This window comes from Xanthomonas protegens (genome assembly GCF_038442435.1).
Taxonomy (GTDB): domain Bacteria; phylum Pseudomonadota; class Gammaproteobacteria; order Xanthomonadales; family Xanthomonadaceae; genus Xanthomonas_A; species Xanthomonas_A sontii.
This window is the reverse complement of sequence record NZ_JAQJCQ010000005.1, coordinates 31,833-58,288: the sequence shown is the minus strand read 5'-3', so window position 1 is coordinate 58,288 and position 26,456 is coordinate 31,833. Positions and strand designations below refer to the sequence as shown.

Here is a 26,456-nt window from a genome sequence, read left to right as displayed (position 1 = left end):
CGAAGCCCCTCGATGCGCCTTTCCCAGTTCCACCTGCACACCACCAAGGAAACCCCGGCCGACGCCGAACTGGTCAGCCACCAGCTGATGCTGCGCGCGGGCATGATCCGCAAGCTCGCCTCCGGCCTGTACACCTGGTCGCCGCTGGGCCTGCGCGTGCTGCGCAAGGTGGAAGCGGTGGTGCGCGAGGAAATGAACCGCGCCGGCGCGGTGGAAGTGCTGTTCCCGACCATCCAGCCGCGCGAGCTGTGGGACGCCACCGGGCGCTGGAGCAAGTTCGGCGGACTGATGCTGCGCATGCAGGACCGCAAGGAACAGGACTACTGCTACAGCCCGACCGCCGAAGAGGCCGCCGCCGATTTCGCGCGGCAGGAGCTGAGCAGCTACAAGCAGTTGCCGGTCAACTTCTACCAGATCCAGACCAAGTTCCGCGACGAGATCCGCCCGCGCTTCGGGGTGATGCGCGCGCGCGAGTTCCTGATGAAGGACGCCTACTCGTTCCACATCAGCGACGAGGACCTGGCGCGCGAGTACGAGAACATGAAGGCGGCCTACACCCGCATCTTCACCCGCCTGGGGCTGCAGTTCCGCGCGGTGCAGGCCGATTCCGGCGACATCGGCGGCGACGCCTCGCAGGAATTCCACGTGCTGGCCGCCTCCGGCGAGGATTCGCTGGCGTTCTCCACCGGCTCGGACTACGCGGCCAACGTCGAAGCCGCCGTCGCTGCGGCGCCGGCCCCGCGCCCGGCGGCGAGCGAGGAACTGCGCAAGGTCGCCACGCCCACCCAGAAGACCTGCGAGGCGGTGGCCGAGCTGCTCGGCCTCCCGCTGCAGCGCACGGTCAAGTCGGTGGCGGTGATGGCCGGCGAGACCTTCGTGCTGGCGCTGGTGCGCGGCGATCACACGGTCAACGAGATCAAGCTGGGCAAGGTCGCCGGCCTGGCCGGCTACCGCATGGCCAGCGAGGCCGAGATCCTCGCGCACCTGGGCAGCGAACCGGGCTTCCTCGGCCCGCTGGGTCCGCGCCAGCCGATCCGCGTGGTCGCCGACCGCGACGTCGCGGCGCTGGCCGACTTCGTGGTCGGCGCCAACGAGCGCGGCTTCCACCTGGCCGGGGTCAACTGGGGCCGCGACCTGCCGGAACCGGACGCCGTCGCAGACCTGCGCAACGTGGTCGAGGGCGAGCGTGCCCACGACGGCGGCGAGATCCGCCTGGCCCGCGGCATCGAGGTCGGCCATGTGTTCCAGCTCGGCCGCCAGTATGCGCAGGCGCTGGACGCCACCGTGGTGGACGAGAACGGCAAGACCGTGACGCTGGCGATGGGCTGCTACGGCATCGGCATTTCCCGCATCGTCGCTGCGGCGATCGAGCAGAACCACGACGACGCCGGCATCCGCTGGCCGCAGCCGATGGCGCCGTGGACGGTGGCGGTGTGCGTGATCAATCCCAAGCGCGATCCGGCGGTCGACGCCGCCGGCGAGGCGCTGCTGTCGGAGCTGCAGCAAACCGGGCTGGATGCCGTGCTGGACGACCGCGGCCTGCGCCCCGGCGCGATGTTCGCCGATATCGAATTGATCGGCGTTCCGCACCGGGTGGTGGTCTCGGAGCGGGGGTTGGCCGCCGGCACCTTCGAATATCGCGCGCGCAGCGGCGGCGATGCCGAACACCTGGATCGAAGCACCTTGCTGGCACGCCTGCAGGCATGACGAAAGGGCCGGGAGGATATCCCGGCCCTTTTTCTTTACGCCGCCGTCACGCCTTATGGGGGAAACCAGGCGGGTATCGGCGCAATTGAATACGCCCGGCATGGATCCATAAGGACATATTCCAACGCCATTGCGACTGGAAATACCCGGCGCGAATAAGCCGGATATTTGTCAAGGCGATTCCGCATCATTATGATTCTGCGCTGCCAGGGAATGGCGGAAGGCCACCACCCATTTTCCGGAGTAAAGATGACCATCGATCTCAGCGGCCTGTCGGCCAAGCAATTGGGCGCGCTCATCAAGACCGCCAAGAAGCAGCAGTCCATCGTCGCCAAGCGCACTCCCATCGCCAAGGTCCGCACCCAGCTGACCCGCCTGGCCAAGAGCCACGGCTACAGCATGGAGGAAGTCTTTGGCGGTGGCGCCGCTGCCCCGCGTGGCCGCAAGGCCGGCAAGCCGGGTCCGAAGCCGGGCCGCAAACTGGGCAAGGTTCCGCCGAAATACCGCAATCCCGCCAATGCCGCCGAAACCTGGACCGGCCGTGGCAAGCAGCCGCGCTGGCTGGCCGATCTGGTCGCCAAGGGCAAGAAGGTCGACGATTTCCTGATCGCCGGCGGCGCCGCCAAATCCGCCGCGCCGGCCAAGAAGACCGCCAAGAAGGCGGTCAAGCGCGTCGCCAAGAAGGCCAGCAAGAGCGCTGCGCCGAAGGCCTGATCCGCCACGGCACCGCAGTCGAAACGCCGGCGCATGCCGGCGTTTTTTTATACCGCATTCAAAGATTCTTGCGCGCCGGTACCAACAGATTGCCGAACAGCAGGCCGGCGACCAGCGCCATCACGATATTGGTCACCGTCAGCAGCGCCGATTGCCCGCCGAGCACGTCCTGCTGCTGGACCAGGGTCAACAGCCCGCGCAGGCTGGCACTCCCGGGCACCAGCATGATGATGCCCGGCAACCGGACCAGCGCGCCCGGCCGGTGCACGATGCGTCCGAACAGGTTGCCGGCCGCGGTCAACACCATCGCCGACAGGAAGATGCCGACCGGGCTGCCCCAGGCGTCGCCGGCGAAGCGCGCGATCGCGTAGCCGGCCACCGAGGCCGCCATCACGAACGGATAATCGCGCAGGCTGGCCTTGAACAGCAGTGCGAACGCGTAGGCGGCGACCAGCAGCGAGGCCCATTCCACCCAGCCGTGCTGCGGCCGCGACGCCCGCACCATCGGCTCCAGGCCCAGCAGTTGCGCCAGGGTCACCGCGATCACCGCGCCGACGGTCAGCTTGACGATGGTGGTGACCGCGCCGGCGAAGCGCGCCGTGCCCGAGACCCAGTGCTGGCTGGTGAGTTCGTTGACCGCATTGGTCAGCGCCATACCCGGCAGCAGCACCACCAGCGAGGCGATGATCACCGTATTGAGATTCAGCGGCGCCACGAAACTGGCCACCAGGGTCGCGACGAAACCGGCCAGCAACGCCGCCAGCGCGTCGTTGGCTTCCTTGGTCGCCGGGCGCTTGTCGGTGAGCTGGGTGAGCACGCCGATCAGCAGGCCGATCGCGGTGGCGGTGGCGATATCCAGCCACGGCAGGCGCCACAGCCCGGCCACGCCGGCCGCGGCCAGGCCGAAGCCGAGCACCTGCATCGCCATCCAGCGCCGCCCCGGCGGCTGATCCAGCTGGCGCAGCGCGGTGTGGCCCTGGGCCACGCTCATGCGCCCGCTGGCCACGTCGTCGGCGATGCGGTCGGCGACGCTGAGCTTGTGCAGGTCGTTGTCGCCTGGCGCCAGCCGCACCACGCGGGTGATGTCGCTGGAGCCGATCGCCTTGGTCGGGTCGCTGAAGCTGAGGATCAGCCCGGTCGGGTTGGACCAGGGTTCGCAATCCAGGTCCAACTGCTGCGCCAGCGCCACCACCGCCGCCTCCAGCCGCTGCGCGGTGGTGCCGTAGGTGTGCAGTCGCCCGGCGATGTCGGAGACGAAGGCGATGCGCTGCGCGTAGGTCGCGTTGGCGGAGGGACTGACGGTGGGAGCGGCGGGCATGTCGGCTAGTATGGCGCGAACGCCGCGCCCGGCCACCCCGTCGCGATCACCACATCTGCAACACGGGCGAAACAGGTATGCTCGCGCACCGGACGCCCCCATGATCGAACCGCAACCGCCCAAACTCAGCCAGGACGACCGAGACCCCTCGCGGGTGCGGCTGACCGGCAGTTGGACCCTGGCCACGGCCCTGGCGTCCTCGGAAGTGCTGCGCGGCATGCCGGCCGGCACCACCGGCATCGATGCCAGCGGCATCGGCCAGCTGGATTCGGCCGGGGTGCTGCAACTGATGCGCTACGCCACCCGCAACGGCATCGCCCACGAGGCGCTGGATTTCCGCCAGGACCACCGCGCACTGGTCTCGACCATCGAGGACGTGGCCGACGACCGTCCCAAGCGCAAGCGCGACTACGGTTTCGCCGCGGCGCTGGAACGCCTGGGCTACGCGGTGCACCGCAACGGCAAGGAAATCGTCGCCCTGGTCGGCTTCCTCGGCGAGACCCTGGTCAAGCTGCTGCGGCTGCTGCACGCGCCGCGCCGGTTCCGCCTGACCGCCACCGTGCACCACATGGAGCAGGTCGGCCTGGACGCGGTGCCGCTGGTGGCGCTGCTGTCGTATCTGGTCGGCGCGGTGATCGCCTTCCTCGGCTCCACGATCCTGCGCGACTTCGGCGCCGAGATCTACGTGGTGGAGCTGGTCAGCATCGCCTTCCTGCGCGAGTTCGCGGTGCTGCTGACCGCGATCGTGCTGGCCGGGCGCACTGCCAGCGCCTTCACCGCACAGATCGGCGCGATGAAGGCGCGCGAAGAGGTCGACGCGATCCAGACCCTGGGACTGGACCCGATGGACCTGCTGGTGATCCCGCGGCTGGTCGCGCTGCTGCTGATGCTGCCGCTGCTGACCTTCGTGGCGATGATCGCCGGCCTGGCCGGCGGCGTCACCGTCGGCGCCTTCGACCTGGGCATCCCGCCGCAGATGTACCTGGCGCGCATGCACGACACCATCCAGATCCGGCACATGCTGGTGGGCCTGTCCAAGGCGCCGATCTTCGCCATCGTGATCGGCCTGATCGGCTGCCTGGAGGGACTGCGCGTGGAAGGCACCGCGCAGTCCGTCGGCGAGCGCACCACCTCCAGCGTGGTGCAGACGATCTCGCTGGTGATCATCATCGACGCGATCGCTGCGCTGTGGTTCATGAACATGGGGTGGTGATGGAGCAGGGATTCGGAATTCGGGATTGGGGATTGGTTGAAGCCGGGCGCTGCGCGCCCGTGCGGGAGCTGTTGCTTTGACCAATCCCGAATCCCCAATCCCGAATCCCGAGCAAGAACTCGCCATCTCGGTCCGTGGCCTGGTCAATCGCTTCGGCACCCAGACCGTGCACGAGGAGCTGGACCTGGACGTGCGCCGCGGCGAGATCCTCGGCGTGGTCGGCGGGTCGGGCACCGGCAAGTCGGTGCTGATGCGCACCATCCTCGGCCTGCGCGAGCCCGATGCCGGCAAGATCCAGGTGCTCGGCGTGGATACCGATTCCGGCCGCCGCGCCGATCGCCTGCACGTGGAGCGCAATACCGGCGTGCTGTTCCAGGACGGCGCGCTGTTCTCCTCGCTGACCGTCGGCGAGAACGTGCAGGTACCGCTGAAGGAGCATTTCGGCGAACTGCCCGACAGCTGGCACTACGAACTGGCGCTGCTGAAGGTGAAGCTGGCCGGCCTGCCCGCCGATGCGCTGAACAAGCTGCCCTCGCAGCTGTCCGGCGGCATGCGCAAGCGCGCCGGGCTGGCGCGTGCGCTGGCGCTGGATCCGCCGCTGCTGTTCCTGGACGAGCCCACCGCCGGGCTGGACCCGATCGGCGCGGCCGCCTTCGACCGGCTGATCCGCACCCTGCAGGAAGCGCTGGGCCTGACCGTGTTCCTCATCACCCACGATCTGGACACCTTGTACGCTATCTGCGACCGCGTGGCGGTGCTGGCCGACCGCAAGGTCATCGCCAACGCGCCGCTGGCCGAGATCGAGCAAGTGGACCATCCGTGGATCCAAGAGTATTTCCACGGCCCGCGCGCCCGCGCCGCGCGCGATGCCAAGACCGCCTGGACCGAGACCCCCTGAGCCCATGGAAACCAAAGCCAATTACGTGCTGATCGGCGCCTTCACCATCGTGGTGGGGATCGCGCTGCTGCTGTTCGGACTCTGGGCCGCCAAGTACTCCTCCGACCGCACCTGGCAGGAATACCGCGTGGTGTTCCGCGAGGCGGTGACCGGCCTGTCGGTCGGCAGCCCGGTGCAGTACAACGGCATCGCGGTGGGCTCGATCACCGAGCTGACCCTGGCGCCGAACGATCCGCGCCAGGTGGTGGCCCGGGTCCGGGTCAACTCGACCACGCCGATCAAGAGCGACACCCGCGCCAAGCTGGGCATCACCAGCCTGACCGGCCCGTCGATCATCCAGCTCTCCGGCGGCACCCCGGAAGCGCCGGCGCTGACCTCGATCGACAACAGCGATGCGCCGATCATCCAGACCACGCCCTCGGCGCTGCAGAACATCACCGACACCGCCAACCGCATCGTCGAGCGGCTGGACGAGGTGCTCAGCGACCGCAACGTCGCCAGCATCACCGCCACCCTGCACAACCTGGAGACCATCAGCGGCGGCCTGGCCGACCGCGATCAGGGCATGCAGTCGCTGATCGTCAGCGCGCGCGACGCCGCGCGCAATCTGGACACCACGCTCAAGACCACCAACGGCACCATCCAGCGCCTGGACCAGAACCTGGTGCAGCAGCTGCCGCCGATCCTCAACAAGCTGGAGGACACGCTGAGCAAGCTGGATTCGGCCGCCGGCAATGCCGACAAGATCCTTGGCGAGAACCGCTCGGCGATCAACAGCTTCGCCAACGACGGCCTCGGCCAGCTCGGCCCGACCCTGACCGAACTGCGCGGCCTGATCCGCGACCTGCGCCGGGTCAGCGACCGGCTGGACAACAACCCCGCGCGCTACCTGCTCGGCCGCGACGCCCCGAAGGAGTTCAAACCCAAATGAAGCCGATGCGCGCCTTCCTCCTGCTCGCCGTGCCGGCCCTGCTGCTGGCCGGCTGCTCGCTGCCCGGCGGCAACAAGGAGCCGGTGACGATCTACGCGCCGGACGTGCGGGTCACCGCCGACCCGGCCTGGCCGCAGGTGAGCTGGCAACTGGCGCTGACCAAGCCCAGCGCCGCGCGCGTGGTCGACAGTTCGCGCATCGCGGTGCGGCCGACGCCCGACGAGCTGCAGGTGTACGGCGGCGTCAGCTGGGCGCAGCCGGCCACCGACATGCTCGAGGACATGCTGCTGCGCGCGTTCGAGGATTCCGGGCGCATTCCGGGCGTGGCCCGGCTCGGCACCGGCATCCGCGCCGACTACAAGCTGCTGCTGGACCTGCGCCGTTTCGAATCGGACTACGCCGGGCGCGCGGTGCCGTCGGCGACCATCGAGCTCAACGCCAAGCTGCTGTACAGCGCCGACCAGCGCGTGGTCGCCTCGCGCACCTTCCTGGTGACCGAACCCGCCGCCGGCACCGCCGAATCGCAGGTGGTCGACGCCTTCGGCCAGGCGCTGTCGCAACTCGGCCACGACGTGGTCGGCTGGACCCTGCAGCAGGGCCAGGCCGATGCCGCCACCGCGCTGGCGCCCAGCGTGCCGCCGCCGGCCAGCCCGAAGCCGCCGCGGCGCTGATTGACTCCCCTCTCCCACCGGGAGAGGGGATGGGGGTGAGGGTACGGCGGCCAGGGAGCCATCTCCTCCAGACGCTTCCCTGGCAACTCGTACCCTCATCCGCCCCTTCGGGGCACCTTCTCCCGGAGGGAGAAGGGATCACAGCTTTGCTCCCCTCTCCCACCGGGAGAGGGGTCGGGGGTGAGGGTGCGGCGGCCAGGGAGCCATCTCCTCCAGACGCTTCCCTGGCAACTCGTACCCTCATCCGCCCCTTCGGGGCACCTTCTCCCGGAGGGAGAAGGGATGCGCCATCACACGATCTTGCGAAACGTCAGGTTGACCCGCTCCCCTACCGGCTTGGCCGTGCGCGGCAGCGCATGCCGGTACAGGCGCTGGGTGTCGCCCGCCATCAGCAGCAGCCCGCCGGAGGTCAGTTCCAGCGCCTGGCGCAGTGCCGGCTCCTGACGATGGCGCAGCACGAAGCGACGCGTCGCACCCAGGCTCAGCGAGGCGATCACCGGCATCGGGCCGAGTTCGCGCTCGTCGTCGCTGTGCCAGCCCATGGCGTCGCGGCCGTCGCGGTAACGGTTGGCGAGCACGCTGTTGAACGCCACCCCGGTCTCGGCCGCCAAGCGCGCGCGCAGCGGCAGGAGCGCCTCTGGCCACGGATGTGGCGCGAAGCGGGTGCCGGAATAGCGGTAGCTGGCGTCGGCATCGCCGATCCAGCAGCTCAGCCGCGGCGAATCGACCAGCTTGCCGAACAGGCGGATCCGGTGCACCTCCCATGGCACGTCCCGCAACAACTGCGCGCACAGCGCCGCCGCCGCGGCCGGGTCCAGCCACTCGGGATACCAGCGCAGATCGGCGCCAGGCAGGTCCAGTTCCATCGCACCACGCTAGCATGCCGGCCACCACCATACGCCGGCGTGCGGAATTTGCCCCTTCACGCGCAAACCCTGAAAATGCAGGCAGCCAGAATGAGCCAAACGGGAGCGGAGCAGATGACGGGAACCGAGGGTGGCGCCAACGCGCCGGAGCCAGTGGAGCGCGACGTCATGGAATACGACGTCGTCACCGTCGGCGCAGGCCCGGCCGGGTTGGCGTTCGCGATCCGGCTCAAGCAGCTCAACCCCGACATCTCGGTCTGCGTGATCGAGAAGGCCAGCACCATCGGCGCGCATATTCTGTCCGGCGCGGTGATCGAACCGGCGCCGCTGGACGCGCTGCTGCCGGGCTGGCGCGACAACCCGCCGCCGATCTGCGTGCCGGCGGCCGAGGACGAGTTCTGGTACCTGAGCAAGGACGGCGGGCACAAGTTCCCGATGGTGCCGCCGGGCATGCGCAACCACGGCAACTTCATCGTCAGCCTCGGCGCGATGTGCGCCTGGCTGGCGCCGCAGGCCGAGGCGCTGGGCGTGGAGATCTACCCCGGCTTCGCCGCCGCCGAGACCCTGCACGCCGAGGACGGCACGGTGCTGGGCGTGCGCATCGGCGACATGGGCGTGGCCAAGGACGGGTCGCACAAGCCCGGCTACACCGCCGGCATCGACATCCGCGCCAAGGTCACGGTACTGGCCGAAGGCGCGCGCGGACACCTGACCAAGCGCCTGATCGCGCGTTTCGCGCTCGACGCCGGCCACGATCCGCAGGCGTTCTCGATCGGCATCAAGGAGCTGTGGCAGTTGCCCGAGGGCCGCGTCAGCCCCGGCAAGATCGTGCACACCCTGGGCTGGCCGGCCGACAGCAAGACCTATGGCGGCAGCTTCCTGTACCACCTGGAGAACAACCAGGTGGCGCTGGGCTACGTCAGCGGCCTGGACTACCACGATCCCGAATACCGCCCGTGGGAAGCCTTCCAGCAGTGGAAGAACCACCCGATGATGAAGGCGCTGCTGGACGGCGGCACCATCCTCTCGGCCGGTGCGCGCGCCATCGCCAGCGGCGGCTGGCAGTCGCTGCCGAAGGTGGAGATGCCCGGCGCACTGCTGATCGGCGACACCGCCGGCCTGCTCAACGTGCCCAAGATCAAGGGCACCCACCAAGCGATCCGCAGCGGCATGCTCGCCGCCGAACACCTCGCCGCCGGTGCCGCGCTGGACCCGGCCGGCTTCGATGCGCGCCTGCGTAATTCGGAAGTGATGGCCGAGCTCCGCCAGGTGCGCAACATCAAGCCCGGCTTCAAGAAGGGGCTGTGGTTCGGCCTGCTCAACGGCGCCTGGGAAACCCTGGTCAAGGGCGCCTCGCCGTGGACGCTGAAGGTCGGCGCCGACTGGAAGAGCCTGGACCGGCTGGGCGAACACGAGCAGCCCAAGCGCGACTACGTGCAGCGCGAGCTGGCGCCGCGCGACCGCCTGCAGGGCGTGTACTTCGCCGCCACCGAGCACGATGAGGACCAGCCGGTGCACCTGCACGTGCTTGATCCGCAGATCTGCGTGACCCGCTGCACCGAGGAATACGGCAACCCCTGCACGCGCTTCTGCCCGGCGGCGGTGTACGAGATCGTCGACGACGCAGCCGGCAAGCGCCTGCAGATCAACGCCGCCAACTGCGTGCACTGCAAGACCTGCGACATCAAGGATCCCTACGCGATCATCAACTGGGTGACGCCGGAAGGCGGCTCCGGGCCGAATTACCAGAACCTGTGAGCGCAGGCCTGCCCGCGCGCCTGAAGACCGCGCTGTTCCTGACCCTGCGCGCCGGCTTTCGCGCCCTGCCGTTATCGCCGGCGCAGCGTGATCGTCTGCGCGCGCGCTTCCTGGAGCGCCATGCGGACCTGGTGCCGCCACCGCCGCGCGGACAGATTGGCAGTGGGTTCGGCGAACGCCGGCCACGCACACGCGCCGACGAGCGTGCGATCGGCTACGTGCCCTCGCAGCAGACGCCGTTGCCCGCGCCGCTGCCGGCCACCGTGGTGGCGTTCTACCTGCCGCAGTTCCATCCGATCCCGGAGAACGACGCCTGGTGGGGCACCGGCTTCACCGAATGGCGCAACGTCACTCGCGCGCTGCCGCAGTTCGAGGGACATGTGCAACCGCGGCTGCCGGCGGATCTGGGGTTCTACGACCTGCGCAATCCGCACAGCATGCGCCAGCAGGTGGCGCTGGCGAAGCAGTACGGCATCGGCGCGTTCTGCTTCTACTTCTACTGGTTCGGCGGCAAGACCCTGCTGGAGACGCCGCTGCGGCAGTGGCTGGACGATCCCACGCTGGAACTGCCGTTCTGCCTGTGCTGGGCCAATGAGCAGTGGTCGCGGCGCTGGGACGGCCGCGGCGACGATGTGCTGATGGCGCAGGCGCACAGCGCGCAGGACGATCTGGATTTCATCGCGCACGTGGCCGACTACCTGCGCGACCCGCGCTGCCTGCGCGTGGACGGCCGGCCGATGCTGCTGGTGTACCGCCCGCACCTGCTGCCGGATCCGCAGGCCACCGCGACGCGTTGGCGCGACTGGTGCCGCGAGCACGGCATCGGTGAACTGCACTTGGCCTACGTGCAAGGCTTCGAGCGGCCGGATCCGCGCGACATCGGCTTCGACGCGGCGGTCGAATTTCCGCCGAACATGAGCAATCCGCGCTCGCTGGCCGCCGACCAGCACCTGCTCAATCCCGACTACAGCGGTGCCGTGCTGGATTGGCGCGCCCTGGCCACGGAGATCGCCGCGCGCCCGCTGCCCGACTATCTGCTGTATCCGGGCGTCAACCCGGGCTGGGACAACGAAGCGCGCCGCCCCGGAGCCGGCCGCGTCTATCTGCACGCCTCGCCGCGCGGCTATGAAGACTGGCTGCGCACCACCATCCACACACGGCTGCAGGGCCGCCGCGCCGAGCAGCGCCTGGTCTTCGTCAACGCCTGGAACGAGTGGGCCGAAGGCGCCGTGCTGGAACCGGATGCGCGGCTGGGCCATGCCTATCTCGACGCCACCCGCCGCGCGCTGACGCCGCTGCCGGCGCCCAACGCGACGCCGCACGCGATCATCCACGCCTGGTATCCACAGGTGCTGCCCGAACTGCTGGCGCAACTGGCCGCGAGCGCCCTGCCCTGGCGCCTGCTGGTCACCACCTCGCCCGAGCAGGCCGATGCGGTGCGCGCGCATTTGCGTGCGTGCGCGTTGCCGTCCGAGATGATGGTGCTGGAAAACCGCGGCCGCGACATCCTGCCGTTCCTGCACGCGGCCGAACGGCTGTTGCGCGACGGCGTGGACGTGGTGCTGAAATTGCACACCAAGCGCAGTACCCATCTGCACAACGGCGATGCCTGGCGCAGCGAACTGCTGCAACGCCTGGCCGGCGCCGACCGCGCCGCGCGCGTGCTGCAGGCCTTCGCGCAGGAGCCTGCGCTCGGCCTGGTCGCGCCCGAAGGCCACCTGCTGCCGCTGGCCGACTTCTGGGGCGGCAACCGCGCAGCCGCCGACTACCTGCTGCGCCGCACCGGCCACCGCGATACGCGCCTGGAGCAGGCGCCGTTCATCTCGGGCAGCATGTTTTGGGCACGCCTGCAGGCGCTGCGGCCGCTGCTGGACAGCGGCCTGTGCCCCTCGGAATTCGAGGCGGAGCAAGGGCAACTCGACGCCACCCTGGCGCATGCGGTGGAGCGTCTGGCGGCGCCGCTGGCCGAGCGCGTCGGCTATCGCGTCACCACCGTGGCCGACCTGCTCGGCCAGCGGCCACCGGTGTCCGCCGACTACGCCTACGCGCAGCGGAGCAGCTGAGGGAAGCTGTTCCGGCGCTTAGCCGCGCCGGAACGGCACGCCGGTCTTGGCGACCAGTTCGGCCTCGTCCACGCCCTCGGCGGTTTCCACCAGTACCAGGCCGCTGTCGGTGACGTCGAACACGGCCAGGTCGGTGATGATGCGGTCGACCACGCCGACGCCGGTCAGCGGCAGGTCGCAGGCCGGCAGGATCTTGTGGCTGCCGTCCTTGGCCACGTGTTCCATCAGCACGACCACGCGCTTGACCCCGGCCACCAGGTCCATCGCGCCGCCCATGCCCTTGACCATCTTGCCGGGCACCATCCAGTTGGCCAGGTCGCCCTTCTCGCTCACCTGCATCGCGCCGAGGATGGCCAGGTCGATATGGCCACCGCGGATCATCGCGAAGGAATCGTGGCTGCCGAAGTAGCTGGCGCCGGCGCGGGCGGTGACGGTCTGCTTGCCGGCGTTGATCAGGTCGGCGTCGACCTCGTCCTCGGTCGGGAACGGGCCGATGCCGAGCAGGCCGTTCTCCGACTGCAGCCACACGTCCACGCCCTCGGGAATGTGGTTGGCGACCAGGGTCGGCAGGCCGATGCCCAGGTTCACGTAGGCGCCGTCGGTGAGTTCGCGGGCGGCGCGCTGCGCCATGTCGTCGCGGGTCCAGGCCATGTCAGGCGTCCTTCTGGCGCAGGGTGCGCTGTTCGATGCGTTTTTCGGGATGCGGGTTGTGCACGATGCGGTCGACGTAGATGCCGGGCAGGTGCACCTGGTCCGGATCCAGGCTGCCGGTCTCCACGACCTCCTCGACCTCGGCGATGCAGAGCTTGCCGGCCATTGCGCAGGCCGGGTTGAAGTTGCGTGCGGTCTTGCGGAACACCAGGTTGCCGGCGGCATCGGCCTTCCACGCCTTGACCAGGGCCACGTCGGCGCGCAGCGCGGTCTCCAGCACGTAGTGCTTGCCGTCGAATTCGCGGGTCTCCTTGCCCTCGGCCACCACCGTGCCGTAGCCGGTGGCGGTGAAGAACGCGGGGATGCCGGCACCGCCGGCGCGCAGGCGTTCGGCCAGGGTGCCCTGCGGGTTGAATTCCAGTTCCAGCTCGCCGGCCAGGTACTGGCGCTCGAACTCCTTGTTCTCGCCGACGTAGGACGAAATCATCTTGCGGATCTGCCGCGTCGCCAGCAGCTGGCCCAGGCCGAAGCCATCGACGCCGGCATTGTTGGAGATCACCGTGAGGCCACCGACGCCGCTGTCGCGCAAGGCCGCGATCAAGGCCTCGGGAATGCCGCACAGGCCGAACCCGCCGACCGCCAGGGTCTGGCCGTCCGCCACCACGCCGGCCAGCGCCGTGGCCGCATCGGGGAAAAGCTTGCCGCGCCGCCCGCCCGCAGGGGTAGAGGTGTCACCCATTCGCCAGCTCCGCATTGGAATGTAGACAGCTAGTTTAGCCGCTCGGGGACTGCGACCCCCGCCGCACCGCCGCAACGACCGATTAAGCGCCGTAACGTTACACTCGGGTTTCCCCCAACTAGGACCCTCTTCCATGTCGCTTCCCGCATTCAAGGCCTACGACATCCGCGGTCGCGTACCCGACGAACTGAACGAGGACTTGGCGCGCCGCATCGGCGTGGCGCTGGCGGGGCAATTGGGCAGCGGCCCGGTGGTGGTCGGCCACGACGTGCGCCTGGCCAGCCAGGGGCTGCAAGACGCGCTGTCGGCGGGCCTGCGCGCCAGCGGCCGCGAGGTCATCGACATCGGCTTGTGCGGCACCGAGGAAGTGTATTTCCAGACCGACCACCTGCAGGCCGCCGGCGGCGTGATGGTCACCGCCAGCCACAACCCGATGGACTACAACGGCATGAAGCTGGTGCGCGAGAACGCGCGCCCGATCAGCTCCGACACCGGCCTGTTCGCGATCCGCGACACCGTCGCCGCCGATACCGCGGCGGCCGCCGAGCCGACCGCCGCCGAGCATCACCGCCCGGACAAGAGCGCCTACATCGAACACCTGCTCAGCTATGTCGACCGCGCCACGCTGAAGCCGCTGAAGCTGGTGGTCAACGCCGGCAACGGCGGCGCCGGCGCCATCATCGACCTGCTGGCGCCGCACCTGCCGTTCGAATTCGTGCGCGTGTTCCACGAGCCGGACGGCCACTTCCCCAACGGCATTCCCAACCCGCTGCTGTCGGAGAACCGCGCCGCCACCGCCAACGCGGTCAAGCAGCACGGCGCCGACTTCGGTATCGCCTGGGACGGCGACTTCGATCGCTGCTTCTTCTTCGACGCCGACGGCCGCTTCATCGAGGGCTATTACCTGGTGGGCCTGCTGGCGCAGGCGATCCTGGCCAAGCAGCCGGGCGGCAAGGTCGTGCACGACCCGCGCCTGACCTGGAACACCATCGAACAGGTCGAGGAAGCCGGCGGCATCCCCGTGCTGTGCAAGAGCGGCCATGCCTTCATCAAGGAGAAGATGCGCAGCGAAAACGCCGTGTACGGCGGCGAGATGAGCGCGCACCACTATTTCCGCGAATTCGCCTACGCCGACTCGGGGATGATCCCGTGGCTGCTGATCGCCGAGCTGGTGTCGCAGTCCGGCCGCTCGCTGGCCGACCTGGTCGAGGCGCGCATGCAGAAGTTCCCGTGCAGCGGCGAGATCAACTTCAAGGTCGCCGACGCCAAGGCGGCGGTGGCACGGGTGATGGAACACTTCGCCTCGCATGCGCCGACGCTGGACTACACCGACGGCGTCAGCGCCGAATTCGCCGACTGGCGTTTCAACCTGCGCAGTTCCAACACCGAACCGCTGCTGCGCCTGAACGTGGAAACCCGCGGCGACGCGGCGCTGCTGGAGCAGCGCACCCAGGAGATCTCCGAGCTGCTGCGCGGCTGATCCCACCACCCTCCCCCTAGACGCACTATGGAGTTCCCCCGCCCATGAGCGACGTCCTTCCCATCATCCTGTCCGGCGGTTCCGGCACGCGCCTGTGGCCGTTGTCGCGCGAGTCGTATCCGAAGCAGTTCCTGCCGCTGGTCGGCGAACAGAGCATGCTTCAGGCCACCTGGCAGCGCGCGGCCCCGGTCGCCGCGCATGCCCCCATCGTGGTCGCCAACGAGGAGCACCGCTTCGTCGCGGCCGAGCAATTGCAGCAGATCGGCGTGAAGCCGCATGCGATCCTGCTCGAACCCAAGGGCCGCAACACCGCGCCGGCGATCGCCGTGGCGGCGCTGGAGGCCGCGCGCGATGGCGCCGATCCGCTGTTGCTGGTCCTGCCGTCCGACCACGTGATCGGCGACGAAGCCGCCTTCCAGGCAGCGGTGCGCGTGGCCGCCGTTGCGGCCGAGCAAGGCAAGCTGGTGACGTTCGGAATCAAGCCGACCGCCCCGGAAACCGGCTACGGCTACATCAAGGCCGCCGCCGGCGACGGCGCGCGCGCGGTCGAGCGCTTCGTCGAAAAGCCCGACCTGGCCACTGCGAAAAGCTATCTTGCCTCCGGCGAGTACTACTGGAACAGCGGCATGTTCCTGTTCCGCGCCTCGCGCTACCTGGAAGAGCTGCGCAAGTTCCAGCCCGCCATCGCCGATGCCTGCACCAAGGCCTGGCAATCGGCCAAGCGCGATGCCGACTTCACCCGCCTGGACAAGGAGGCGTTCGCCGCCAGTCCTTCCGACTCCATCGACTACGCGGTGATGGAGAAGACCGCCGACGCGGTGGTGGTGCCGCTGGACGCGAAGTGGAGCGACGTCGGTTCGTGGTCGGCACTGCTGGACGTGTCGCCGCAGGACGCCAATGGCAACGCCCACCACGGCGACGTGATCGAGATCGATTGCCGCAACACCTACGCCTACGGCTCGCGCCTGATCGCGATGGTGGGCCTGCAGGACGTGGTGGTGGTGGAGACCGACGACGCGGTGCTGGTCGGCCACCGCGAGCGCATCCAGGAAGTGAAGGACATCGTCGGCAGGATCAAGGCCAATGGCCGTTCCGAGGCCACCTGGCACCGCAAGGTGTACCGCCCGTGGGGCGCCTACGACTCGATCGACAACGGCCAGCGGTTCCAGGTCAAGCGCATCACGGTCAAGCCCGGCGCCACGCTGAGCCTGCAGATGCATCACCACCGCGCCGAGCACTGGATCGTGGTCAGCGGCACCGCCGAGGTCACCCGTGGCGACGAGGTGCTGCTGCTCACCGAGAACCAGAGCACCTACATCCCGCTCGGGGTGACGCATCGTTTGAAGAACCCCGGCAAGCTGCCGCTGGAACTGATCGAAGTGCAGTCGGGCAGCTACCTCGGCGAGGACGACATCGTGCGCTTCGAGGACACCTACGGGCGCACCTGAGTCCGGTATCCGCCGCAAAAACAAAGAGCCGGGCATTGCCCGGCTCTTTGTTTTTCACCGATGCCATTTTGCAGTGCGCGCCGTCTCAGGGGGCCGGCGCTGCCGCGGCGAGTTCGCCGATCACCTGGCGCAGGCCATCGCGCCACTGCGGCAGTTCCAGCGCGAAATCGCGCTGCAGGCGGGACACATCCAGGCGCGAATACGCCGGGCGCTTGGCCGGGGTCGGATACTCCGCGGTGGTGATCGGCAGCACCCGCGGCGCGCGCGGCAACAGGCCCGCTGCCACCGCCTCGGCAAAGATCGCCTCGGCGAAGCCGTGCCAGGTGGTCTCGCCGGCGGCGGTCAGATGCCAGGTCCCGGACGGCAGCGTCGCGCGCTGGGACAGCACGCGCACGGTGACATCGGCGATCAGGGCCGCCGGGGTCGGCGTGCCGACCTGGTCGGCGACCACCCGCAGTTCGTCGCGGTCGGCGCCGACGCGCAGCATGGTGCGCAGGAAATTGTTCCCGTGCGCGGCATACACCCAGGCGGTACGGAAGATCAGGTGCTGCGCACCGGACGCGCGGATCGCCTGCTCGCCGGCCAGCTTGGTGGCGCCGTACACGCCCAGCGGCGCGGTGGCCGCATCTTCGGGATAGGGTTGCGTGCCCTGCCCGTCGAACACGTAGTCGGTGGAGTAATGCACCAGCGGCACGCCATGCGCCGCGCACCAGGCGGCGATCGCCGCCGGCGACTCGGCATTGGCGCGATGCGCCGCCTCGGCGTCCTGCTCGGCGCGATCGACCGCGGTGTAGGCCGCGGCGTTGACCACCGCCGATGGCCGCAGCCGGTCCAGCAGCGCGACCAGGGTCTGCGGCTGGTCGAAATCGGCGCGCTCGCAGGCGCTGCCGTCGGGCAACTGGCCGCTGCGCGTGGTCGCGACCACCGGCCCCTGCCCGGCCAGCGCCCGCAGCAGTTCCTGCCCGACCTGGCCGTTGCCGCCGAAGACCAGCACGCTCATGGCTGGTAGACCGGCAGACGCTCGACCGGGATGTCGGCCAGGAACGGCGCGACCGCGTCCTTGCCCGACAGCACTGGCTCGCTGATCGGCCAGTCCACGCCGATCGCGGCATCGTCCCAGCGCACGCCGGCGTCGGCTTCCTTGACGTACACGTCGGTGCACAGATAGCTGAACACCGCCCGCTCCGACAGCACGGCAAACCCGTGCGCGAAGCCTTCCGGAATCCAGAACTGCTTCTTGTTCTCCGCGCTCAGCACCACCGCGGCCCAGCGGCCGAAGTGCGGCGAGCCATGGCGGATGTCGACGGCGACGTCGTACACCTCGCCCTCCAGCACGCTGACCAGCTTGCCCTGCGGCCGCGGCCACTGGTAATGCAGGCCACGCAGCACGCCCTTGGCCGAGGTGGAGACATTGCTCTGCACGAACTTGGTGGGCAGCCCGTGCTCGCCGAAGCGCTCGGCGTTCCAGGTCTCGAAGAAATAGCCACGCGCGTCGCCGAACACCGCCGGCTCGATCACCACGCAGCCGGGCAGATTGGTTTCAATCACTTTCACGGAACGGTTCCTCGTACAGCCAGTTCATGCAGATAGGTGCCATAAGCGTTCTTGCGCAGTGGAGCGGCAAGTTTCTCCAGCTGCGCCGCGTCGATCCATCCCTGCCCGAAGGCGATCTCTTCCGGACAACACACCTGCAGGCCCTGTCGCGACTGAATGGTCTCGATGAAATTGGAGGCCTCGTGCAGCGACTGGTGGGTGCCGGTATCCAGCCACGCGTAGCCTCGGCCCAACGCTTCCAGGTGCAGTTCGCCGGCTTCCAGGTAACGGCGGTTGAGATCGGTGATCTCCAGTTCGCCGCGCGGCGATGGCTTCAGCTCCGCGGCATGGTCGCTGGCCTGGCCATCGTAGAAATACAGGCCGGTGACCGCGTAGTGGGAGCGCGGCTTGGCCGGCTTTTCCTCGATGTCGATGACCTTGCCGGACGCGTCGAACTCGGCCACGCCGTAGCGCTCGGGATCGTTGACCCAATAGCCGAACACGGTTGCGCCCTGTTGCCGCGCATCGGCACGCTGCAGGGTGTCCGTCAGACCATGGCCGTGGAAGATGTTGTCGCCCAGCACCAGGCAGCTCGGCTTGCCGGCGACGAAGTCGCGGCCGATCAGGTAGGCCTGGGCCAGCCCGTCCGGGCTCGGCTGTACCGCGTACTGGATGTCCATGCCCCACTGCGCGCCATCGCCCAGCAGCGCCTGGAACAGCGCCTGCTCGTGCGGGGTGTTGATGATCAGCACCTCGCGGATGCCGGCCAGCATCAGCACGCTGAGCGGGTAGTAGATCATCGGCTTGTCGTACACCGGCAGCAGTTGCTTGCTGACGCCCTTGGTGATCGGGTAGAGCCGCGTGCCGGAGCCGCCAGCGAGGATGATGCCCTTGCGTTGTGTCATGAGGTATTTCCTGGTGAAGTCCGCACGCGCATGGGCGGACTCTTGCGAGGGACTGGCGTTATGCCGCGGTACCGATGCGTTCCAGCCGATAGCTGCCATCGAGCACGCCCTGCACCCAGTCCTGGTGGCTCAGGTACCAGTCCACGGTGAGCGCGATGCCCTGTTCGAAGGTGTACTGCGGCTCCCAGCCCAGTTCGTTCTTCAGCTTGGAGGCGTCGATGGCGTAGCGTCGGTCGTGGCCGGGCCGGTCGGTGACGTGAGTGATCTGGCTGGCGCGCGGCTTGCCGTCTTCGCGCGGACGCCGTGCGTCCAGCAGCGCGCAGATCGCCTGCACCACCTCGATGTTCTGCTTCTCCGAATTGCCGCCGACGTTGTAGGTCTCGCCGACCTTGCCCTTGGCCAGCACGGTACGGATCGCCTCGCAGTGGTCACCGACGAACAGCCAGTCACGCACCTGCTTGCCATCGCCATACACCGGCAGCGGCTCGCCGGCCAGCGCCTTGGCGATCACCAGCGGGATGAGCTTTTCGGGGAAGTGGTATGGGCCGTAGTTGTTGGAGCAGTTGGTGGTCAGGACCGGCAGGCCGTAGGTATGGTGGAACGCGCGCACCAGGTGGTCGGACGCGGCCTTGGACGCCGAGTACGGCGAGTTCGGCGCATACGGCGTGGTTTCGCTGAACTTGCCGGTCTCGCCGAGCGTCCCGTAGACCTCGTCGGTGGACACGTGCAGGAAGCGGAACGCGTCGCGGCGGTCTTCAGGCAGCGCCTTCCAGTGATCGCGCACCGACTCCAGCAGACCGAGGGTGCCGACCACGTTGGTCTGGATGAAGGCACCGGGCCCGTCGATCGAGCGATCCACGTGGCTTTCGGCGGCGAAATTGACCACGGCGTCGGGCTGGTGCTCGGCGAGCAGGCGGCCCACCAGCTCGCGGTCGCCGATATCGCCGTGCACGAATACATGGTCCGGGTTGCCGTCCAGGGACGCCAGCGTGTTCAGGTTCCCGGCATAGGTCAACGCGTCCAGGTTGATCACACGGATGCCGCGCGCCACCGCCTCGAGCACGAAATTACCGCCGATGAAACCGGCACCGCCGGTCACGAGCCAAGTCGCCACTGTGTGTCTCTCCTGATTCGGCGCCGTCGGCGCCTGATATTCAAACGACACAGGATATACGCTTTATATGAACCGGTCGTGGGCGCCGCATGCGGCGACCACGACCCGCCGAATGGCCCACCATACGCCCTCGCATGGTCCCCCGCGCCCGGTTAGAATCCTCCGACTGCCCCGTGCCAGCCGCCGCGGCCGGGCCTTCCCGCACTGCTGAAGGATCTCGTACACGATGAAAATCCTCGTCGCCTACAAGCGCGTGGTGGACTACAACGTCCGCATCCAGGTCAAGCCGGACGGCTCCGGCGTGGTGACCGAGGGCGTCAAGCTCTCCGCCAACCCGTTCGACGAAATCGCCCTGGAAGAGGCGCTGCGCCTGCGCGACGCCGGCATCGCCAGCGAGGTGGTGGTCGCCACCATCGCCCCGGCCGACGCCGCCGCGCACCTGCGTAACGGCCTGGCGATGGGCGCCAACCGCGCCATCCACGTGGTCGCCGACGCGGCGATCCAGCCGCTGACCGCCGCGCGCACCCTGCTCAAGCTGGTCGAGCAGGAGCAGCCGGACCTGGTGATCCTCGGCAAGCAGGCCATCGACGACGACGCCAATCAGACCGGGCAGATGCTGGCCACGCTGTGGGGCCGGCCGCAGGCGACCTTCGCCGGCAAGCTGGTGGTGGCCGACGGCAAAGCCACGGTGACCCGCGAGGTCGACGCCGGCCTGGAGACCCTGGAAGTGGACCTGCCGGCGGTGGTCACCACCGACCTGCGCCTGAACGAGCCGCGCTTCATCAAGCTGCCGGACATCATGAAGGCCAAGAGCAAGCCGCTGCAGACGCTGGCCTTCGCCGACCTGGGCGTGCAGGCCAACGACAGCCTCACCACCACCCACTACGCCCCGCCGGCCAAGCGCAGCCGCGGCGTGATGGTCAAGGATGCCGCCGAACTGGTGGCCGCACTGAAGAACAAGGGGTTGCTGTAATGGCCAAGATCCTCGTCGTCGCCGAACATCTCAACGGGCAGCTCAACGCCGCCACCGCCAAGTGCGTCAGCGCCGCGCAGGCGCTGTCGGCCGAGGCCATCGACATCGTGGTGCTGGCCGCCGATCCGGCCGCGGTGGCTGCCCAGGCCGCGCAGATCGCCGGCGTGGCCCGCGTCCTCACTGTCGCCAATGCCGCCAACGAACACGCCATCGCGCAGGTGCTGGGTCCGCAGATCGCTGCCCTGGCGGCAGGCTACACCCACGTGTTCGGCCCCTCCACCACGTTCGGCAAGGACCTGATGCCGGTGGTGGCCGCCCTGCTCGGCGTCAACCAGATCTCCGACCTGATGGCCGTGGACGGCGACTACGCGTTCAAGCGCCCGATCTACGCCGGCAACGCCATCATCAGCGTGCAGGCGCCGGCTGACCAGATCGTGGTCGCCACCGTGCGCAGCGCCTCCTGGCCGGAAGCGGCACAGGGCGGCAGCGCGGCGGTCGAAGCGGCCAGCGTGGACGCGACGCTGCCGAGCCACACCCGCTTCGTCGGCCTCGCCGCCGGCAAGTCCGACCGCCCCGACCTGCAGAGCGCCACGCGCGTGGTGTCCGGTGGCCGCGGCGTCGGCTCGGCGGAGAACTTCCAGATCGTCTACCAGCTCGCCGACAAGCTGGGCGCGGCGGTCGGCGCTTCCCGCGCGGCGGTCGACGCCGGCTACGTGCCAAATGAGCTGCAGGTCGGCCAGACCGGCAAGATCATCGCGCCGGAGCTGTACGTGGCGGTCGGCATCTCCGGCGCCATCCAGCACCTGACCGGCATCAAGGACGCCGGCACCATCGTCGCGATCAACAAGGACCCGGAATCGCCGATCTTCGAGATCGCCGACATCGGCCTGGTCGGCGACCTGTTCACGGTGCTGCCGGAGCTGGAAAAGGCGCTGGGCTGAGCCGTCGCGGGGACCCGGGGATGATGCCGCACGGCGCCGACGGCGTGCCCGCGCCGCGCCACCGTGCGGATCGTCTGGCGCTGTTCGTCGTACTGCTGTGCGGCGGCTACCTGGCCGCCCTGTGGTGGATCGACCGCGGCAACGGCACGTTCGCCCGGCTCGGCGCGATCTGGCCGTTGCTGGCGCTGGCGGTGCTGCCGGTCTCGGCCAGCTATCTGTTCCGCTTCTGGCGCTGGCGCTGGCTGCTGCAGCGGCAGGGTCATGCGGTGCCGTTCTGGCTGGGATGGACGGCCTATCTGGCTGGTTTCGCATTGACCGCCACCCCGGGCAAGGCCGGGGAATTGCTGCGCATCCGCTATTTCGCACGTATGGGTGTGCCGGCAGGGCGGACGCTGGCGGTGTTCGTATTCGAGCGCGCCTCCGATCTGCTGGTGATCCTGGCACTGTCGCTGCTGGCCGCGCCGGTCTTCCCCACCCTGGGCACCCTCGCCGCGGTGGTGCTGGGCTTCGTCGCCCTGTTGTTCGGCGCCGCTGCCTGGCCGGCCCTGCTGGCCTGGCTGGAGGGCATGGGACACCGCCTGCCCGGGCGCTGGCTGCGGAGGACGGTCCAGTTCGCCGTGTTCGCCGCCGTGGAACTGCGTGCCTGCCTGGGCACCGCACAGATGGTGCGCAGCCTGATCGCGGGCGCCGGCGCCTGGGGCCTGACCTCGGCGGTCTTCGTCGGGATGTGCCGTGGCCTGGGCCTGGAGCTGGATCCGGTGGTCGCATTCGGCATCTACCCGCTGGCGATGCTGATCGGCGCGCTGTCCTTCGTTCCAGGCGGGGTCGGCACCACAGAACTGGCGATCGTGCTGATGCTGGACCGGCTGGGCGTCGCCACCGCCGATGCGATCGCGGTCGCGGTGGCCGCGCGGCTGGTGACGCTCTGGTACGCGGTCGCCGTCGGTGCCCTGGCGATGGGCGCGACCGAATTCCTGCAGCGACGCCAGGCCGCCTGAACCGCTGGTTATAATCGCGGCCCCGCTATGCATCCCCAGGCCGCAGCATGTCCCTCCCACCCAGCTCTCCCGCCGACCGCCCGGCTGTTTCAGGGCGCGCGCTCTGCGTGGATCTGGACGGTACTCTGCTGAATTCGGACATTCTCTATGAGTCCCTGCTGGCGCTGCTGGCGCGCAATCCGCTGTACGTGTTCATGCTGCCGCTGTGGCTGCTGCGCGGCAAGGCCGCGCTGAAGCGCGAACTGGCCGCGCGGGTCACGCTCCCGGCCGAGACCCTGCCCTACAACGAGCACGTCCTGGAGCTGCTGCGCACCACGCCGCAGCGCCCGCGCGTGCTGTGTACCGCCTCCGACCAGTTGCTGGTCGCGCCGATCGCCGCGCACCTGGACCTGTTCGAGGAAGTCATCGCCAGCGACGGCCAGCGCAACCTGTCCGGCCGCAACAAGGCCGACGTGCTGGTGCAGCGATTCGGCGAAGGCAATTTCGACTACGCCGGCAATGGCCGCGTGGATCTGCACGTGTGGGACAAGGCCGGTGGTGCCTGGGTGGTCAACAACGGCAACGGCTTGCGTGTGGCCGCCGCACAGCGCACCACCGTGCATGGGCACTGGCCGGCGCCGCCGCGCGCCCGCGCCTGGCTCAAGGCGCTGCGCCTGCACCAGTGGCTGAAGAACCTGCTGGTGTTCGTGCCGCTGCTGACTTCACACCGCTTCCTGGAGGGCGAATCGGTCCTGCAGTCGGTGATCGCCATGGTCGCGTTCGGGCTGTGCGCCTCCGGCGTCTACGTGCTCAACGACCTGCTTGATCTGACGCCGGATCGGCAGCATCCGCGCAAGCGCAAGCGGCCGTTCGCCGCCGGCCGCCTGCCGCTGCTGCAGGGCCTGTTCGCCGCGCCCGCGCTGACCGTGGCCGGACTGGCGCTGTCGCTGGCCTGCAACCTGCACTTCACCCTGGTCCTGCTGATCTACTACGTGATGACGCTGGCGTACTCGCTGCGGCTCAAGCGCATCGTGATGATCGACGTGGTGCTGCTGGCGGCGCTGTACACCGTGCGCATCATCGGCGGCGCGGTGGCCATCGACCTGGAACTGTCGTTCTGGCTGCTGGCGTTCTCGATGTTCATCTTCCTCTCGCTGGCACTGCTCAAGCGCTACACCGAACTGCACGCGATGCTCGGCAGCGGCAAGACCAAGGCCAGCGGTCGCGCCTATTCGGTGGAAGACCTGGTGCTGCTGCAGTCGATGGGCGCGGCGGCCGGCTACATCGCGGTCATGGTGATGGCGCTGTACATCAACAGCCCGGAAAGCGTGCAGCTGTACCGGCATCCGAAGCTGCTGTGGCTGATCTGCCCGGTGCTGCTGTACTGGGTCAGCCGGGTCTGGATCGTGGCGCACCGCGGCGACATGCATGACGACCCGATCGTCTTCGCCGCCACCGACCGGGTCAGCCAGGTGGTCGTGGTGCTGTGCGGGCTGTTCGCGCTGAGCGCCATCTGATGGCCGATGCCGGGCAGTCCTGGGGACGCTACCCGCAGGCGACGCAGACGCTGCTGCCGATCGCCGACCGGGCGGCCGCCCTGCCGTCCTTCGCCGGCCACGCGCTGCCGCGTGGTAACGGCCGCAGTTACGGCGACAGCTGCCTCGATCCGGACGGCACCCTGCTGTGCGCGCGCGGCCTGGACCGCTTCATCGGCTTCGACCCCGCGTCCGGCCGGCTGCGCTGCGAGGCGGGAGTCACCCTTGCCGAGATCATCGATCTGGCGCTGCCGCAGGGCTGGTTCCTGCCGGTGACGCCGGGCACCCGCTACGTCACCGTGGCCGGCGCCATTGCCAACGACGTGCACGGCAAGAACCATCACCGCACCGGCAACTTCGGCCACCACGTGCTCGCCTTCGAGCTGCTGCGCAGCGACGGCAGCCGTCGCCTGTGCACGCCGGACGCCGATGCCGAGGGCTGGTTCGCGGCCACGGTCGGCGGACTCGGCCTGACCGGGCTGATCACCTGGGCGGAGATCCAGTTGCGCCGCGTGCCGGGCCCGGCGCTGGAGACGGAGAACATCCGCTTCGGCTCGCTCGACGAGTTCTTCGCGCTGTCCGCCGCCTCGGCCGACAGCCACGAATACAGTGTCGCCTGGATCGACTGCCTGGCCAGCGGCCGCGCCCGCGGCCGCGGCCATTTCACCCGCGCCGATCACTGCGCGGGCCTGCCCGAGGAGCGCCCGGCCTCGCCCGGCAAGGGCCTGGCGATGCCGCTGACCCCGCCGGTCTCGCTGGTCAACAAGCTGTCGCTGCGGCCGTTCAACGCGCTGTACTACTGGCGCCAGCCCGCGCGCAGCAAGCGCCGGCTCAGCCACCTGCTGCCGTTCTTCTATCCACTGGACGGCATCCGCCACTGGAACCGCATGTACGGCCCGCGCGGCTTCCTGCAGTACCAGTGCGTGCTGCCGCCGGCCACCGCACGCGACGGCGTGGATGCGCTGCTGGCGGAAATCGCCCGCAGCGGCAGCGGCTCCTTCCTGGCCGTGCTGAAGGAATTCGGCGACCTCCCTGCGCGCGGCATGCTGTCCTTCCCGCGTCCGGGCACCACGCTGGCGCTGGACTTTCCCAACGACGGCGCCGACGTGCTGCGCCTGCTGGAGCGGCTGGACCGGATTGTCGACGCCGCCGGCGGCGCTCTGTACCCTGCCAAGGACGCGCGCATGTCCGCCGCCTCGTTCCAGCGCGCCTATGCCCGCTGGCAGGACTTCAGCCGCTATCTCGATCCCCGCTTTTCTTCCGGCTTCTGGCGCCGGGTCACGGAGTGAACATGCAACGCGTCCTCATCATCGGCGCCACCTCGGCCATCGCCGAGGCCACCGCCCGGCACTACGCCGCGCGCGGCGCGGCCCTCCACCTGCTCGGCCGCCAGGCCGCGCGCCTGGACGCGATCGCGTCGGACCTGTCGGCGCGCGGCGGCAAGGCCAGCGTCGGCGTGCTCGACGTCAACGATGGCGCCAGCCATGCCGCGGCCTTCGATGCCGCCTGGGCCGCGCTGGGCGGCGTGGACGTGGTGCTGATCGCCCACGGCACACTGCCTGACCAGACCGCGTGCGACGCCTCCGTGGAGCTGTCGATGCGCGAGTTCGCCACCAACGGCACCTCGACGATCGCACTGTGCGCCGCGCTGGTGCCGCGCCTGCGCGCGGGCGCGACGCTGGCGGTGATCTCGTCGGTCGCCGGCGACCGCGGCCGCGCCAGCAACTACCTGTACGGCAGCGCAAAGGCCGCGGTCAGCGCCTACCTGAGCGGCCTCGGCCAGCGCCTGCGCCCGGAGGGCATCAACGTGCTCACGATCAAGCCAGGCTTCGTCGATACGCCGATGACCGCAGCCTTCAAGAAGGGCGCGCTGTGGGCCAAGCCCGACCAGATCGCCAAGGGCATCCTGCGCGCGGTCGACGGCCGCCGCGCGGTCGCCTACCTGCCCGGTTTCTGGTGGGCGATCATGTTCGTCATCAAGTCCATTCCCGAATTCGTTTTCCGCAGGATCAAGCTCTGAC

24 protein-coding genes are annotated in these 26,456 nt (G+C 69.1%); 16 read left to right on the top strand and 8 right to left on the bottom strand.

Going from position 1 to position 26,456, the window contains the following annotated elements; all coding sequences use genetic code 11:
- Nucleotides 1–12: 12 nt before the first annotated feature.
- Both PIQ37_RS07685 and PIQ37_RS07680 read left to right on the top strand, forming a co-directional pair.
- The gene (locus tag PIQ37_RS07685) at nucleotides 13–1,707 is read left to right on the top strand and encodes a proline--tRNA ligase (RefSeq protein WP_342073010.1); all 1,695 of its coding nucleotides are present in this window, start codon (nucleotides 13–15) and stop codon (nucleotides 1,705–1,707) included.
- 249 nt (nucleotides 1,708–1,956) lie between these two features.
- Nucleotides 1,957–2,421 (top strand): H-NS histone family protein, encoded by a 465-nt coding sequence (locus PIQ37_RS07680; RefSeq protein WP_342073009.1) that lies wholly within the window; start codon nucleotides 1,957–1,959, stop codon nucleotides 2,419–2,421.
- Nucleotides 2,422–2,479: 58 nt separating this feature from the next.
- Here PIQ37_RS07680 and PIQ37_RS07675 read toward each other — a convergent pair whose 3' ends face one another.
- Entirely contained in the window at nucleotides 2,480–3,739 is a 1,260-nt protein-coding gene (locus tag PIQ37_RS07675) for a threonine/serine exporter family protein (RefSeq protein ID WP_043093281.1), read from the bottom strand.
- Nucleotides 3,740–3,839: 100 nt separating this feature from the next.
- Between PIQ37_RS07675 and PIQ37_RS07670 the strand changes: the two genes are divergently transcribed.
- The 4 genes from PIQ37_RS07670 (at nucleotide 3,840) to PIQ37_RS07655 (ending at nucleotide 7,452) form a co-directional block, all read left to right on the top strand.
- The gene (locus PIQ37_RS07670; protein ID WP_010340194.1) at nucleotides 3,840–4,952 is read left to right on the top strand and encodes an ABC transporter permease; all 1,113 of its coding nucleotides are present in this window, start codon (nucleotides 3,840–3,842) and stop codon (nucleotides 4,950–4,952) included.
- 76 nt (nucleotides 4,953–5,028) lie between these two features.
- Nucleotides 5,029–5,850 (top strand): ABC transporter ATP-binding protein, encoded by an 822-nt coding sequence (locus PIQ37_RS07665; RefSeq protein WP_342073008.1) that lies wholly within the window; start codon nucleotides 5,029–5,031, stop codon nucleotides 5,848–5,850.
- A 4-nt stretch (nucleotides 5,851–5,854) separates the two neighbouring features.
- Nucleotides 5,855–6,781 (top strand): MlaD family protein, encoded by a 927-nt coding sequence (locus tag PIQ37_RS07660; protein WP_295936670.1) that lies wholly within the window; start codon nucleotides 5,855–5,857, stop codon nucleotides 6,779–6,781.
- On the top strand, nucleotides 6,778–7,452 hold the full coding sequence (locus tag PIQ37_RS07655) for an ABC-type transport auxiliary lipoprotein family protein (protein ID WP_342073007.1): 675 nt from the start codon (nucleotides 6,778–6,780) through the stop codon (nucleotides 7,450–7,452). Before PIQ37_RS07660 ends, PIQ37_RS07655 begins: the two co-directional genes overlap by 4 nt.
- Before the next feature lie 290 nt (nucleotides 7,453–7,742).
- Here the strand turns inward: PIQ37_RS07655 and PIQ37_RS07650 are convergent, their stop codons facing one another.
- Complete coding sequence (locus tag PIQ37_RS07650; RefSeq protein ID WP_342073006.1) at nucleotides 7,743–8,318, bottom strand: alpha-ketoglutarate-dependent dioxygenase AlkB family protein; 576 nt, start codon at nucleotides 8,316–8,318, stop codon at nucleotides 7,743–7,745.
- A 114-nt stretch (nucleotides 8,319–8,432) separates the two neighbouring features.
- Here PIQ37_RS07650 and PIQ37_RS07645 point away from each other — a divergent pair, with 114 nt between their 5' ends.
- Complete coding sequence (locus tag PIQ37_RS07645) at nucleotides 8,433–10,076, top strand: electron transfer flavoprotein-ubiquinone oxidoreductase (protein ID WP_342073005.1); 1,644 nt, start codon at nucleotides 8,433–8,435, stop codon at nucleotides 10,074–10,076.
- On the top strand, nucleotides 10,073–12,139 hold the full coding sequence (locus PIQ37_RS07640; protein ID WP_342073004.1) for a glycoside hydrolase family 99-like domain-containing protein: 2,067 nt from the start codon (nucleotides 10,073–10,075) through the stop codon (nucleotides 12,137–12,139). Before PIQ37_RS07645 ends, PIQ37_RS07640 begins: the two co-directional genes overlap by 4 nt.
- A gap of 18 nt (nucleotides 12,140–12,157) precedes the next feature.
- On the opposite strand, the gene PIQ37_RS07635 is transcribed toward PIQ37_RS07640, so the two are convergent.
- Both PIQ37_RS07635 and PIQ37_RS07630 read right to left on the bottom strand, forming a co-directional pair.
- Nucleotides 12,158–12,790: a CoA transferase subunit B gene (locus PIQ37_RS07635; protein ID WP_152246364.1), complete on the bottom strand. Its 633-nt coding sequence runs from the start codon at nucleotides 12,788–12,790 to the stop codon at nucleotides 12,158–12,160.
- Between the two features lies 1 nt (nucleotide 12,791).
- Nucleotides 12,792–13,529 carry a CoA transferase subunit A gene (locus tag PIQ37_RS07630; RefSeq protein WP_342073003.1) on the bottom strand — a complete coding sequence of 246 codons (738 nt, stop codon included), beginning with the start codon at nucleotides 13,527–13,529 and terminating at the stop codon, nucleotides 12,792–12,794.
- Nucleotides 13,530–13,662: 133 nt separating this feature from the next.
- Here PIQ37_RS07630 and PIQ37_RS07625 point away from each other — a divergent pair, with 133 nt between their 5' ends.
- Nucleotides 13,663–15,009: a phosphohexomutase domain-containing protein gene (locus tag PIQ37_RS07625; protein WP_342073002.1), complete on the top strand. Its 1,347-nt coding sequence runs from the start codon at nucleotides 13,663–13,665 to the stop codon at nucleotides 15,007–15,009.
- A gap of 44 nt (nucleotides 15,010–15,053) precedes the next feature.
- Nucleotides 15,054–16,457, top strand: coding sequence for a mannose-1-phosphate guanylyltransferase/mannose-6-phosphate isomerase (locus tag PIQ37_RS07620; RefSeq protein WP_342073001.1), 1,404 nt, complete (start codon nucleotides 15,054–15,056; stop codon nucleotides 16,455–16,457).
- A gap of 85 nt (nucleotides 16,458–16,542) precedes the next feature.
- On the opposite strand, the gene rfbD is transcribed toward PIQ37_RS07620, so the two are convergent.
- The 4 genes from rfbD to rfbB are packed head-to-tail and all read right to left on the bottom strand — an operon-like array spanning nucleotide 16,543 to nucleotide 20,009.
- Nucleotides 16,543–17,457, bottom strand: a complete 915-nt coding sequence (gene rfbD, locus PIQ37_RS07615; RefSeq protein WP_342073000.1) for a dTDP-4-dehydrorhamnose reductase — start codon at nucleotides 17,455–17,457, stop codon at nucleotides 16,543–16,545.
- Entirely contained in the window at nucleotides 17,454–18,011 is a 558-nt protein-coding gene (gene rfbC, locus PIQ37_RS07610; RefSeq protein ID WP_019797144.1) for a dTDP-4-dehydrorhamnose 3,5-epimerase, read from the bottom strand. The genes rfbD and rfbC overlap by 4 nt, the downstream gene beginning before the upstream one ends.
- Nucleotides 18,008–18,895: a glucose-1-phosphate thymidylyltransferase RfbA gene (gene rfbA, locus PIQ37_RS07605; RefSeq protein WP_342072999.1), complete on the bottom strand. Its 888-nt coding sequence runs from the start codon at nucleotides 18,893–18,895 to the stop codon at nucleotides 18,008–18,010. Before rfbA ends, rfbC begins: the two co-directional genes overlap by 4 nt.
- Before the next feature lie 58 nt (nucleotides 18,896–18,953).
- Entirely contained in the window at nucleotides 18,954–20,009 is a 1,056-nt protein-coding gene (rfbB, locus tag PIQ37_RS07600; protein WP_342072998.1) for a dTDP-glucose 4,6-dehydratase, read from the bottom strand.
- Between the two features lie 226 nt (nucleotides 20,010–20,235).
- Here rfbB and PIQ37_RS07595 point away from each other — a divergent pair, with 226 nt between their 5' ends.
- The 6 genes from PIQ37_RS07595 (at nucleotide 20,236) to PIQ37_RS07570 (ending at nucleotide 26,455) form a co-directional block, all read left to right on the top strand.
- Entirely contained in the window at nucleotides 20,236–20,982 is a 747-nt protein-coding gene (locus PIQ37_RS07595) for an electron transfer flavoprotein subunit beta/FixA family protein (RefSeq protein ID WP_342072997.1), read from the top strand.
- The gene (locus tag PIQ37_RS07590) at nucleotides 20,982–21,923 is read left to right on the top strand and encodes an electron transfer flavoprotein subunit alpha/FixB family protein (RefSeq protein WP_342072996.1); all 942 of its coding nucleotides are present in this window, start codon (nucleotides 20,982–20,984) and stop codon (nucleotides 21,921–21,923) included. Before PIQ37_RS07595 ends, PIQ37_RS07590 begins: the two co-directional genes overlap by 1 nt.
- 20 nt (nucleotides 21,924–21,943) lie before the next feature.
- Complete coding sequence (locus PIQ37_RS07585; protein ID WP_342072995.1) at nucleotides 21,944–22,921, top strand: lysylphosphatidylglycerol synthase transmembrane domain-containing protein; 978 nt, start codon at nucleotides 21,944–21,946, stop codon at nucleotides 22,919–22,921.
- A gap of 107 nt (nucleotides 22,922–23,028) precedes the next feature.
- Nucleotides 23,029–24,417 (top strand): UbiA family prenyltransferase, encoded by a 1,389-nt coding sequence (locus PIQ37_RS07580; RefSeq protein ID WP_342072994.1) that lies wholly within the window; start codon nucleotides 23,029–23,031, stop codon nucleotides 24,415–24,417.
- A complete protein-coding gene (locus PIQ37_RS07575; RefSeq protein ID WP_342072993.1) occupies nucleotides 24,417–25,724 on the top strand; it encodes an FAD-binding oxidoreductase in 1,308 nt (435 codons plus the stop codon). Before PIQ37_RS07580 ends, PIQ37_RS07575 begins: the two co-directional genes overlap by 1 nt.
- 2 nt (nucleotides 25,725–25,726) lie before the next feature.
- A complete protein-coding gene (locus tag PIQ37_RS07570; protein ID WP_342072992.1) occupies nucleotides 25,727–26,455 on the top strand; it encodes an SDR family oxidoreductase in 729 nt (242 codons plus the stop codon).
- Nucleotide 26,456: the final 1 nt, after the last annotated feature.